Raw genomic sequence first — 12,523 nt, forward strand, 5'->3', positions numbered from 1 at the left:
TAGGAAAGCGAAGCCATTTGCGGAAATCAACAGCAGTATCAAACGATACCATTTATTAAATATGAACAGGAGGTAACATTTATGGAAGCAACAGAAAAGAAATTAAAGCTAATAGTATTCGAACTTCAAAAAGAAGAATACGCCATACCTGTCCAACAAGTACGTTCCATTGAAAAACTACTGCCGATCACACGTGTTCCCAACGTCCCTCCTCATATAAAAGGAGTCATCAACCTAAGGGGCGTCATCACACCAATTGTGGACTTGCGAGCAAGGTTCGACATTGAGGAAAAAAGAAAAACAGATGCGTCTCGTATCATCATTACCGTAGTGGACGAGCATGAAGTAGGATTTATTGTAGATGCGGCCAATGACGTAGTCGATATTACAGAGGACCAAATAGAACCCGCTCCGGAAGTTGTAGGCTCTTTAGAAAATAAATATGTCCAAGGTGTAGTGAAAATTGATAAAAGGCTTTTCGTATGTTTAGACCTAAATGAAATCCTGCAGCTAGATCAATCCAAGGATTGAGGCCATACAGATGAACAATGAAGATAAATTAAATGAGTTAGATTTATTAAAAGAGTTGGGAAACATAGGGGCAGGCAATGCAGCAACGGCATTATCCCAGCTTCTTAATAAAGAGATACACATGAATGTCCCACTAGCAAAAATTGTCTCTTTTAATGAGATGATGGACTTGATGGGAGGCTCAGACAGACCTGTCGCAGCTGTTTTTCTTAGAATGGAAGGTGAATTATCAGGAAGCTTATTCTTTGTTTTATCATTAGATGATGCAACGAAGCTGATTAACCAACTTATTCCTGAGAAGAAAATAAGTGTAGAGGAACTTCCCTCACATGAACTTGGTTTATCCGCCTTACAAGAACTAGGGAATATAATTTCTGCCCACTATTTAACAGCGCTATCTGAGTGTATAGGGCTTGCGGTCACACCTTCTGTACCGCAAGTCACCATTGATATGGTAGGCGCGATTGTCGTAACTGGACTTTTGGAAATATCCCAAGTCAGTGATCACTCCATTTTCATCGATACAGAATTGACAGAAACAACAGATAACCAGATAGAGAAGACGAAAGGCCATTTTTTCCTAATCCCCTATCCAGATTCATTTGAAAAAATATTGGCTGCTTTGGGTGAAAAATAATGACGAGCGTAGATTCAGTCGTTAAAGTCGGAATTGCGGAAATGGGAATAGTGAAATCTCCTCAACTGATTCGAACTTGTGGACTTGGTTCATGTGTAGGGGTTGTTATTTATGATACTTCTACCAAGATTGCCGGAATGGTCCATATCATGCTTCCAGATTCGAGTCTGACGAGACAGTCACCTTTCAATGAAGATAAATATGCGGATACAGGAATTTTGCATCTAGTTGAAAACCTTTTTTTAAAAGGAATCAAATCTTACAGCATGAAAGCCAAGATTGCAGGCGGAGCACAGATGTTCCAGTTCAGCAGTTCTGGAACTGACATGATGAGGATAGGACCAAGAAATGTAGAAGCGGTAAAGGAGAAGCTTGCCGCCTTACATATTCCATTAATCAGTGAGGACTGTGGAGGAAACAATGGAAGAACCATTGAATTTAATCCTGAAAACGGGAAATTAATGATAAAAACCGTTAATAAAGGAGTATGTTACATTTAACCGCTTTCGGTCTTAGGAGTATATAAGGAGGAAAGCCATGACTACTTCAACTTCAAATAAGGATTCCGCCTATTGGGATCTTTGGAAAACAAAAAAAGATCCCGATGCAGGGGACTTCCTAGTGAAAAAATATATGCCACTTGTCCATTACCATGTCCAGCGAATTTCAACCGGTCTGCCTAAAAGTGTGAAAAGGGAAGAATTAAAGAGCCTGGCATTTGTGGGACTGTTTGATGCAATTGAAAAATTTGATCCGTCAAGGGATTTGAAGTTTGATACATATGCTTCTTTCAGAATCAGAGGATCTATTATAGATGGTTTACGAAAAGAGGACTGGCTCCCAAGAAGTGTAAGGGAAAAGGCAAAGAGAATCGAGTCCACTTTAGAAAAACTAGAACAGAAACTGATGAGGAATGCCACAGTGGAGGAAGTTGCAGCACATCTTGATATGCCGGAGGAAGAAGTCTCCACCGTCATGCATGAAGTCTTTTATTCGAACATACTTTCCATGGATGAGATGCCAAAAGAAAACGATGAACAATCGCATGGTGCATATGTTCTTAAAGACGAAAAGGTTATTTCTCCAGAGGAAGAGTTAATAAAGTCGGAACTCATTCAACTTCTAGGCGAACAGATTGAGAATCTGACTGAAAATGAACAAATTGTTATTAGCTTATTTTATAAAGAAGAGCTTACTTTGACAGAGATTGGGCAAGTGTTGGGACTTACAACATCCCGTATTTCCCAAATACATTCCAAGGCAATTTTCAAACTAAGAAAACAATTAAATCCTATGTTGTAACACGCGTGTATGGCCGCCTGCTTTCCAATGTGGACAGCAGGCAAATGATAAAAGGGTTGTGAAGACATGTTAATAATTTTTACTATTGTAAATTTCGCACTCATTCTTCTTGTGATTTTTTTTATTATTTTACTTTTCATCAAGCTATCCAGAGTTCAACAATTAGAACAAGAGTATCGTACTTTGATTCAAGAGGCAGAGGACACCATCACAAGCTATGTATTAGAACTAAAAGAAGAAAACAATTCCTTTTTACAAAAACTGTCCAATTCAAATCATGATATATCCCATTCAGACAAACAAGAAAGCTTTGATGCTAGGGAAGATGCGCTTACGGAGGCAGATTTAAAGGAATTATTAATGCAAGAAAACGTTCGGGAAGATCATAAAGAAACGTTGATCGCAGAGAAACCATTTGAGGAATGGAACTTCAAAGATCAGGTAAAACATTTAAGTGAAAATGGGCTCACTTCTTCTGAAATTGCCAAAAAACTTAACAAAGGGAAAACAGAAATAGAATTACTTTTGAAATTTCGACAATGAAACCTATTTAAAACTTGATTGTCAAAAGTGATTATGATATATTTATTTTCGGTGTTATAAATTCACACGTTTGCCGATCTGAGCATTGGTGCTGATTCGTCAGTTTTGCTTGGAGATGACGTTAACGGAGGAAAAAAAACCATTAGGAGGAATATAACATGTCAGTAATTTCTATGAAACAATTATTAGAAGCTGGTGTACACTTCGGTCACCAAACTCGTCGCTGGAACCCAAAAATGAAGAGATATATCTTCACTGAGCGTAACGGCATCTACATCATCGACCTTCAAAAAACTGTTAAAAAGGTTGAAGAAGCTTATAACTTCGTTAAAGAACTTGCAGGTAACGGCGGAACAGTATTATTCGTTGGTACTAAAAAGCAAGCTCAAGATTCTGTGAAGGAAGAAGCAGAACGTTCTGGAATGTACTATGTTAACCAACGTTGGTTGGGTGGAACATTAACTAACTTTGAAACAATCCAAAAGCGTATCTCCCGTCTAAAAGCTATTGAAAAAATGCAAGAAGACGGTACTTTTGAAGTACTTCCTAAGAAAGAAGTTGTAATGTTGAAGAAAGAGCTTGATCGTCTTGAGAAATTCTTAGGCGGAATCAAGGACATGAAAGGTCTTCCTGATGCATTGTTCATCATCGACCCTCGCAAAGAGCGTATCGCTGTTGCAGAAGCAAGAAAATTAAACATCCCTATCGTTGGTATCGTTGACACTAACTGTGATCCAGACGAAATCGATGTTGTAATCCCTGCAAACGATGATGCTATTCGCGCGGTTAAACTATTAACTGGTAAAATGGCAGACGCTATCTTAGAAGCTAAACAAGGCGAAGAGACAGCTACAACTACTGCATAATTTGATTTAAGAAAAAGGTGATAAGAGGGGAAAGCCTTTTATCACTTTTTTTTGGAAAATATGACAATCTCAATAAAAATTTATACATATCCTAAGGAGGAAATGAACAATGGCTGTTACTGCTCAAATGGTAAAAGAATTACGTGAAAAAACTGGCGCTGGAATGATGGATTGCAAAAAAGCGTTAACGGAAACAAACGGAGACATGGAAAAAGCAATCGATTTCTTGCGTGAAAAAGGGATTGCTAAAGCTGCAAAGAAAACAGACCGTATCGCTGCTGAAGGTTTAACTGCTATCGTAACAAAAGGAAACGAAGCGGTAATCCTTGAAGTAAACTCCGAGACTGATTTCGTTGCGAAAAACGAAGGCTTCAAAACGCTTGTAAACGAATTAGGTGAATTCCTTATCTCCAACAAGCCTGAGTCTGTAGAAGTTGCTCTTGAAGCAAAAATGGACAACGGTGTTGCAGTTTCCGAGCACATCAACTCCGCAATTGCTAAAATTGGTGAGAAATTGACTCTTCGTCGTTACACAATCGTTACAAAAACTGACGCAGACGCATTCGGTGCATACTTGCACATGGGCGGACGCATCGGAGTATTGACTCTTCTTGAAGGTACTACTGATGAAGCAGCTGCAAAAGACGTTGCTATGCACATCGCTGCAATCAACCCTAAATACATCTCTCGTGACGAAGTTTCTCAAGAAGAAGCAGACCGCGAGCGTAAAGTATTAACTGAACAAGCTCTAAACGAAGGTAAGCCAGAAAACATCGTAGCTAAAATGGTAGAAGGCCGTCTTGGAAAATACTTTGAAGATATCTGCCTACTTGACCAATCTTTCGTTAAGAACCCTGATATGAAAGTACGTCAATTCGTAGAAAGCAAAGGCGCTACTGTAAAATCCTTTATCCGTTACGAAGTTGGAGAAGGAATCGAAAAACGCCAAGACAACTTTGCTGAAGAAGTAATGAGCCAAGTTAAAAAATAAGAGGAACAACATATATAAGAGGGGAACACAATATGTGTTCCTCTTTTTGAAAGGATAGGCTTGAATGAAATATCTCAAACCTATTTCCCTGTTGACTGAAGTGCAAGGTGTGAGACTCCGAAGGGAGGTAGCGGTAGGTTGAGACCCCGCAACGAAGTGAGGAGGCTCAAGCACCGCCCCTCGGAAAGCGAACACCTGGTACGGAAGGAAAAAGGAGTAAACGAAATCTCAACCCTTTTATTAATGGAGGTTACTATGGCTCAAGCTAAATTTCAACGTATCGTACTAAAACTAAGCGGAGAAGCACTTGCAGGTGAACAAGGCTTCGGCATCAATCCAACTGTCATCAAATCTGTATCTCAACAAGTAAAAGAACTAACCGAACTAGGCGTAGAAGTCGCAGTTGTCGTAGGCGGCGGAAACATCTGGAGAGGAAAAGTAGGCAGCGAAATGGGCATGGACCGTGCATCAGCAGACTATATGGGCATGCTTGCAACTGTTATGAACTCCTTAGCACTTCAAGACAGCCTAGAAAACTCCGGTGTCCAAACACGAGTTCAAACATCGATTGAAATGCGCCAGGTTGCTGAACCTTACATTAGAAGAAAAGCAATTCGCCACTTAGAGAAAAAACGTGTAGTCATCTTCGCAGCTGGTACAGGGAACCCATACTTCTCTACAGATACTACTGCAGCATTGCGTGCAGCGGAAATCGAAGCAGATGTCATCTTGATGGCAAAGAACAATGTGGATGGAGTTTACAGTGCAGATCCAACTATCGATGCTACTGCAACTAAGTATGATACATTATCTTACCTAGATGTATTACGTGAAGGACTAGCTGTTATGGACTCTACTGCATCTTCCTTATGTATGGACAACGATATCCCTATTATCGTTTTCTCCATCATGGAAGAAGGGAACATTAAGCGCGTAGTATTAGGTGAAAATATCGGAACGATTGTGAGGGGGAAATAATTATGGCAAATCAAGTTATTACTCAAACAAAAGACAGAATGGAAAAAGCGGTACAAGCCTACTCTAGAGAATTGGCAACGATTCGTGCTGGACGAGCAAGTGCAGCACTCCTAGATAAAGTAACAGTTGACTACTACGGGGCACCAACTCCAGTCAACCAATTGGCTTCTTTAAATGTACCTGAAGCAAGACTTCTTGTGGTACAACCTTATGATAAAACATCATTGGGTGATATTGAAAAAGCGATCATCAAAGCAGACCTTGGATTAAACCCATCCAATGATGGTACAGTAATCCGTATTTCTATTCCTGCATTGACAGAAGAGCGCCGTAAAGAACTAGTAAAACAAATCAAGAAAATTTCTGAAGAAGCGAAAGTGGGAATCCGCAATATTCGCCGTGATGGAAATGATGATTTGAAGAAACTAGAAAAGAACGGGGAAATCACGGAAGACGAGTTACGCGGCTATACGGATGACATCCAAAAGCAGACCGACGCGTTCATCGCGAAGGTTGATACCGTTACAAAAGAAAAAGAAAAAGAAATCATGGAAGTATAAGCGATTTACATGTAAAATAGAAAGATGGAAAGACCCTCTAATGTTTACAGGGGGTTTTTTTGTTAATACTGTTACTATAAATGGATAGACCCCTATAGGTACGTCTGTTTATTTTTAATGGAGGATTTTTATGCTGAAGAAAATACAAGAGTGGAGAGGCAAAGAAACCTCTAAATCGCTTAGCTTAAAAGAAGAAATAATGAATCATCCCATTCCAGAGCATATCGCCATTATCATGGACGGCAATGGAAGATGGGCCAAAAAGCGTGCAATGCCTAGAATAGCCGGACATCATGAAGGAATGAAGACGGTAAGGAAAATCACCAAGGCTGCAAATAGCCTGGGAGTAAAAGTTCTGACTATGTATGCATTCTCAACTGAAAATTGGAAGAGACCGAAACTGGAAGTCGATTTTCTGATGAAACTGCCAGAAGAGTTCCTCGGTACATTTCTCCCTGAATTAATGGAAGAGAATGTACAAGTTCGGCTTATGGGGAATAAGTCTGATCTGCCAGAACATACGCTTAGAGCTGTTAACAATGCAATGGAGAAGACGAAGGATAACACTGGACTTATTCTTAACTTTGCATTAAATTATGGGGGACGCGATGAAATCCTTCGTGCTGTAAAGAATGTAGCTGCTGATATCAAGGATAATGCACTTACAACCGATCAATTAACAGAAGAGATGTTCTCAGAATATCTTTTCAGCAATTTATTACCGGATCCGGATCTTTTAATACGTACAAGCGGCGAAATACGATTAAGCAATTTTATGCTATGGCAATTGGCTTATGCAGAATTTTATTTTACTGATGTACTATGGCCTGACTTTGAAGAAAACGATTTATATGAGGCTATCAATAGTTTTCAAATGCGCGGGAGAAGATTTGGTGGTATATAAGAAGGTGTTGGACATACAATGAAACAAAGAATTATAACAGCTGTTATTGCAGCTGCAGTTTTTTTACCAATTGTTATTTACGGAAAGCTTCCATTTGTTGCTTTTATCTATTTTCTTGCAACAGTCGGCCTATTTGAAGCGATGAGAATGAATCGTATGTCTATGGCAAGTGTACCTGGAGTGTTGTCATTGTTCCTTCTATGGTTTTTAATGATACCTTCAAACATGTTTGAGGCAGATTCGCTGATACTCTCAAAAATGGATTTCATCCTGCTTATCGCACTATTGCTATTATCGTACACGGTTCTTTCTAAGAATAGGTTCACATTCGATGATGTCGGATTTTTATTAATTTCGACCATCTATGTTGGATTAGGCTTTTATTATTTCATTGAAATTAGAGAACTAGCATTAGCGTTTGTGTTTTTTGCATTATTCGTAATATGGACGACAGATTCCGGAGCATACTTTATTGGAAAATCAATGGGTAAAACCAAATTATGGCCAGAGATCAGTCCTAATAAAACAGTAGAAGGTTCACTTGGTGGAGTTATTTGTGCGATTGTTGTGGCATTAATTTTCCACTTTGTTGTTGATTTCGATCACTCGCTTTTCATCACCATTATCATTGCTAGCCTTTTATCCATTTTTGGACAAATTGGCGACTTGGTGGAATCTGCTCTGAAAAGGCATTACAAAATTAAAGATTCAGGTTCTATTTTACCTGGTCATGGTGGAATTTTAGATCGCTTTGACAGCCTTCTTTTTGTATTGCCGTTATTGCATTTTATACATATCTTTCTTTTCTGACACATTAGAGAAGGTTTTGGAGAGGTGAGTGTTGGTGAGGAAAATAAGTTTATTGGGAGCATCAGGCTCAATAGGAATACAAACTATAGAAGTATTAAGACAGCATAGTGATCAATTTCAGTTACTGGCTTTTAGTGTAGGTGGTAATATCAAAGTCGCACAAGAATTGATTCAAGAATTTTCACCACATGTCGTTTCTGTACAATCAAAAGAAGATTGTGAAACGCTGAAAAGTCAATTCGCTTCGACAGACACCCGCTTTGTTTATGGAGAAGAAGGCTTAATTGAAGTGGCTACCCTCAAAGAAGTCGATGTGTTGGTTAATGCTGTAATGGGAAGCGTGGGACTTGTTCCCACCCTGCATGCCATCGAAAATAAGAAGGTGATTGCACTCGCTAACAAGGAAACTCTTGTGACAGCTGGTCATATCGTGATGGAGGCAGCCAGGAAGCATCAGGTGCCGATCCTTCCTGTCGACAGTGAGCATTCAGCAATTTACCAGTGTCTTCAAGGGGAAAAGGAAAAAAACATTGAAACCATCATACTTACAGCATCAGGAGGAAGCTTTCGCGACCGTACGAGACAACAGCTTGAAGGTGTGACAAGAGAAGATGCACTCAATCATCCAAACTGGTCCATGGGGGCAAAAATAACCATTGATTCGGCTACCATGATGAACAAGGGATTGGAAGTAATAGAAGCTCATTGGCTGTTTGATATCCCTTATGAGGACATACAAGTGGTTTTGCATAGGGAAAGCGTCATTCATTCCATGGTGGAGTTTCATGATACCAGTATCATTGCCCAGCTCGGAACACCAGATATGAGAGTTCCCATCCAGTATGCACTAACATATCCGGATAGATTGCCACATCCAACAGGCAAAAGATTAAACTTTATGGAAATGGGTAAACTTCATTTCGAAAAAATGGATTTTGACCGTTTCCGATGCTTACAGTACGCCTTTGATGCAGGAAAAGCAGGAGGTACCATGCCAACTGTGTTAAATGCAGCAAATGAGATTGCTGTCGAAGCGTTTCTTAATGGCAGAATAGAATTCCTTACCATAGAAACATTTATAGAAAAGGCAATGTCCAGGCATTCCAATCAATTAAATCCCGATTTACAGACGATTAGGGAAGTGGATTTGGAAACTAGAAATTATGTTCGTTCACTAATAGATTAGAGGTGGAAATCTAGTGAATACTGTAATCGCGTTTATTATTATTTTTGGAGTACTTGTTTTTGTCCATGAACTTGGACATCTAGTATTCGCCAAAAGAGCTGGTATACTTTGTAGAGAATTTGCAATTGGGTTTGGTCCGAAAGTGTTTTCTTTCAAGAAAAATGAAACTGTCTATACGATAAGACTTCTTCCTATAGGAGGTTTTGTTCGTATGGCTGGGGAAGATCCTGAAACCATTGAAATCAAACCAGGCTATCATATTGGCCTCCTGTTTAATGCTAATGGAGAAGTCAACAAAGTGGTAGTCAATAATAAAGATAAACACCCTGATGCAAAAGTCATCGAGGTGGAATATGCAGATCTCGAGAAGGAACTTGTCATCAGAGGATTTGAAATGAATGAAGAGGAAGTTTTGAAAGAGTTTAAGGTGAGTGAAGAATCGTACTTTGTTATGGACGGGCAAGAAATTCAAAACGCTCCTTATAACAGACAATTTGGATCAAAGACACTTGGTCAACGTACGATGGCAATATTTGCTGGACCTATGATGAACTTCGTACTAGCCTTTTTCATCTTCACATTCCTTGGGATGGTACAAGGTTACCCTATCAACGAATCTGTTATCGGTGAGCTGACTCCTGATGGAGCTGCACAGGCTGCAGGACTGCAACAAGGTGACAAAGTGGTAGCAATTAATGATACAGAAGTTTCGACCTGGGAAGAGGTAGTGAAAATCATTCAGGTGAACCCTGGTGAGGAACTTGATTTCTTGATTGAAAGAAACGGACAATCCGAAACAATCGCAATCACGCCTAAAGCAGAAACCATTGAAGGTGAAACTCGTGGAATTATCGGTGTATACATGCCGATGGAACAGTCTTTCTGGGGCTCTTTCCCTAAAGCTGCCTCTGAGACGTATAACTGGTCAAAAGAGATAGTGGTAGGGTTAGGTAAATTAGTCACTGGTCAATTCTCCTTAGACATGCTGTCGGGTCCTGTTGGGATTTATAAATCAACGGAAGTTGTGGCAGAATCCGGCGTATTCCTATTGATGAGATGGGCTGCGGTCCTTAGTATCAACTTAGGTATTATCAATCTCCTGCCAATTCCTGCACTAGATGGGGGAAGATTGATGTTCTTCGCAGCAGAAGCAGTAAGAGGAAAGCCAGTTGACCGACATAAAGAAGGACTTGTCCACTTTATCGGCTTTGCATTGTTAATGCTGTTGATGCTTGTTGTAACATGGAATGACATTCAGAAATTCTTCCTGTAAAATAGAAATAGAAGCACATGGACTTGCATCATGAAATGTGATGCAAGTTTTCTTTTTCAACTCCCTGATGACTTCCGTTCCAGGTGTTCGCTTTCCGCGGGACGGTGCTTGAGCCTCCTCACTTCGTTGCGGGGTCTCAACCTACCGTTACTCCCCCGCAGGAGTCTCACACCTTGCACTTCAGTCATCAGGGTAAAATTGCAATTTACATAAATTTTATAGAAATGGTTATGGGGTGTAGATATGAAACAAAGTAACATGCTAATTCCAACACTAAGAGAAGTCCCGGCAGACGCTGAAGTCAAAAGCCACCAACTACTGCTAAGAGCAGGCTATATCCGCCAAAACACAAGCGGCATCTACAGCTTTCTGCCACTAGGGAAAAAAGTGCTAAAAAAAGTAGAAGACGTTGTCAGAGAAGAAATGGAAAACGCAGGTGCAGTGGAACTGCTTATGCCGGCAATGCAAGCTGCCGAACTATGGAAAGAATCAGGAAGATGGTACTCTTACGGTCCAGAACTGATGAGACTAAACGACCGTCATAATCGAGAATTCGCCCTTGGTGCAACTCATGAAGAAGTAATCACCACACTTGTAAGAGACGAAGTGAAGTCTTATAAGAAGCTTCCATTATCTCTATATCAAATTCAGACAAAATTCCGTGACGAAAAACGTCCGCGCTTTGGTTTATTAAGAGGACGCGAATTCCTTATGAAGGATGCGTATTCGTTCCATGCAAATGCAGAATCACTAGATGAGACATACGAAAAAATGTTCACAGCTTACTCCAACATTTTTACAAGGCTCGGACTGAACTTCCGCGCGGTAATTGCAGATTCAGGAGCAATGGGCGGTAAGGATACGCATGAGTTTATGGTCCTATCTGAAATCGGTGAAGACACCATTGCTTATTCTACTGAATCTTCCTTTGCGGCGAATATTGAAATGGCTCCGGTTGTTGCTAATTATGAAAAGAAATCGGAAGCAGCACGTGAAATGGAAAAGGTGAATACACCTGACCAAAAGACAATCGATGAAGTGGCAACCTTCTTGCAAATGGAGAAATCCGACTTGATTAAATCCATCGTCTTTAAAGTAGATGATAAATATGTTCTTGTTTTAGCAAGAGGAGATCACGAAATTAATGATGTGAAAGTCAAAAACTTCTACCAGGCATCTGTCGTTGAGACTGCAACAGCTGAAGAAGTTCAAAAGGTAATGGGCTGTTCAGTTGGCTCATTAGGTCCAATAGGAGTACCTGATTCTGTTGAAATCATTGCAGATACAGCTGTTGAGTATCTAGTCAATGCTGTAACAGGTGCCAATGAGGAAGGCATTCATAACATCAACGTTAATCCATCCAGAGACTTTAACGCGCAATACACTGACTTGCGTTTCATCGAGGAAGGAGATCTTTCTCCTGATGGTCAAGGGGTCATTAAATTCGCAAAAGGTATTGAGGTAGGTCATATCTTCAAACTTGGTACACGTTACAGTGAAGCAATGGGAGCAAACTTCCTTGATGAAAATGGAAGAAACCAGCCGATGATTATGGGTTGTTATGGTATTGGTGTTTCCCGTGTACTTGCTGCGATCGTGGAACAATACCATGATGAAAACGGAATCGTTTGGCCAAAAGCGGTAACCCCATTTGATGTTCACGTCATTCCTGTAAATATCAAAAATGAAGCTCAAGCTTCCTTGGCAGAAGAAATCTACTCTGAATTAAAAAATTCAGGTTTAGCTGTTCTGATGGATGATCGCCAAGAACGTCCAGGTGTGAAATTTGCTGACGCTGATTTAATTGGACTACCTGTACGCGTAACAGTTGGTAAAAAAGCGGAGGAAAGAATCGTTGAAGTCAAGTGGAGAGAAACAGGCGACATGGAAGAACTGTCTGTGGAAGAATTAATACAAAAACTCCGTTAAAATATAGTACAAT

Annotated in this window: 14 protein-coding genes; all 14 read left to right on the forward strand. The window is 40.1% G+C overall.

Annotation, left to right across the window (positions count from 1 at the left end):
* Positions 1-81 precede the first annotated feature (81 nt).
* The 14 genes from B4U37_RS10085 to B4U37_RS10150 all read left to right on the forward strand — a co-directional run bounded on the left by B4U37_RS10085 (position 82) and on the right by B4U37_RS10150 (position 12,510).
* Positions 82-531: a chemotaxis protein CheW gene (locus tag B4U37_RS10085; RefSeq protein WP_088018114.1), complete on the forward strand. Its 450-nt coding sequence runs from the start codon at positions 82-84 to the stop codon at positions 529-531.
* Positions 532-541: 10 nt separating this feature from the next.
* Positions 542-1,168, forward strand: a complete 627-nt coding sequence (locus B4U37_RS10090; RefSeq protein WP_010193350.1) for a chemotaxis protein CheC — start codon at positions 542-544, stop codon at positions 1,166-1,168.
* Complete coding sequence (locus B4U37_RS10095; RefSeq protein WP_088018115.1) at positions 1,168-1,668, forward strand: chemotaxis protein CheD; 501 nt, start codon at positions 1,168-1,170, stop codon at positions 1,666-1,668. Before B4U37_RS10090 ends, B4U37_RS10095 begins: the two co-directional genes overlap by 1 nt.
* A gap of 37 nt (positions 1,669-1,705) precedes the next feature.
* Entirely contained in the window at positions 1,706-2,470 is a 765-nt protein-coding gene (locus B4U37_RS10100; RefSeq protein WP_088018116.1) for a FliA/WhiG family RNA polymerase sigma factor, read from the forward strand.
* Between the two features lie 66 nt (positions 2,471-2,536).
* The gene (locus B4U37_RS10105) at positions 2,537-3,013 is read left to right on the forward strand and encodes a hypothetical protein (RefSeq protein WP_088018117.1); all 477 of its coding nucleotides are present in this window, start codon (positions 2,537-2,539) and stop codon (positions 3,011-3,013) included.
* Positions 3,014-3,171: 158 nt separating this feature from the next.
* Positions 3,172-3,879 (forward strand): 30S ribosomal protein S2, encoded by a 708-nt coding sequence (gene rpsB, locus B4U37_RS10110; protein WP_010193342.1) that lies wholly within the window; start codon positions 3,172-3,174, stop codon positions 3,877-3,879.
* A 109-nt stretch (positions 3,880-3,988) separates the two neighbouring features.
* Positions 3,989-4,870: a translation elongation factor Ts gene (gene tsf, locus B4U37_RS10115; protein WP_088018118.1), complete on the forward strand. Its 882-nt coding sequence runs from the start codon at positions 3,989-3,991 to the stop codon at positions 4,868-4,870.
* Between the two features lie 255 nt (positions 4,871-5,125).
* On the forward strand, positions 5,126-5,848 hold the full coding sequence (gene pyrH, locus B4U37_RS10120; RefSeq protein ID WP_010193338.1) for a UMP kinase: 723 nt from the start codon (positions 5,126-5,128) through the stop codon (positions 5,846-5,848).
* Positions 5,849-5,850: 2 nt separating this feature from the next.
* On the forward strand, positions 5,851-6,408 hold the full coding sequence (frr, locus tag B4U37_RS10125) for a ribosome recycling factor (protein WP_010193337.1): 558 nt from the start codon (positions 5,851-5,853) through the stop codon (positions 6,406-6,408).
* Positions 6,409-6,538: 130 nt separating this feature from the next.
* Positions 6,539-7,312 (forward strand): undecaprenyl pyrophosphate synthase, encoded by a 774-nt coding sequence (locus B4U37_RS10130; RefSeq protein ID WP_010193334.1) that lies wholly within the window; start codon positions 6,539-6,541, stop codon positions 7,310-7,312.
* A gap of 18 nt (positions 7,313-7,330) precedes the next feature.
* Complete coding sequence (locus B4U37_RS10135) at positions 7,331-8,122, forward strand: phosphatidate cytidylyltransferase (RefSeq protein ID WP_088018119.1); 792 nt, start codon at positions 7,331-7,333, stop codon at positions 8,120-8,122.
* 34 nt (positions 8,123-8,156) lie between these two features.
* Positions 8,157-9,308 carry a 1-deoxy-D-xylulose-5-phosphate reductoisomerase gene (dxr, locus tag B4U37_RS10140; protein WP_088020240.1) on the forward strand — a complete coding sequence of 384 codons (1,152 nt, stop codon included), beginning with the start codon at positions 8,157-8,159 and terminating at the stop codon, positions 9,306-9,308.
* A 13-nt stretch (positions 9,309-9,321) separates the two neighbouring features.
* A complete protein-coding gene (gene rseP / locus B4U37_RS10145; protein ID WP_088018120.1) occupies positions 9,322-10,581 on the forward strand; it encodes an RIP metalloprotease RseP in 1,260 nt (419 codons plus the stop codon).
* A 243-nt stretch (positions 10,582-10,824) separates the two neighbouring features.
* Positions 10,825-12,510: a proline--tRNA ligase gene (locus tag B4U37_RS10150; protein WP_088018121.1), complete on the forward strand. Its 1,686-nt coding sequence runs from the start codon at positions 10,825-10,827 to the stop codon at positions 12,508-12,510.
* Positions 12,511-12,523 lie beyond the last annotated feature (13 nt).

Origin of the sequence: Sutcliffiella horikoshii, assembly GCF_002157855.1 — a bacterium.
Classification (GTDB): domain Bacteria; phylum Bacillota; class Bacilli; order Bacillales; family Bacillaceae_I; genus Sutcliffiella_A; species Sutcliffiella_A horikoshii_C.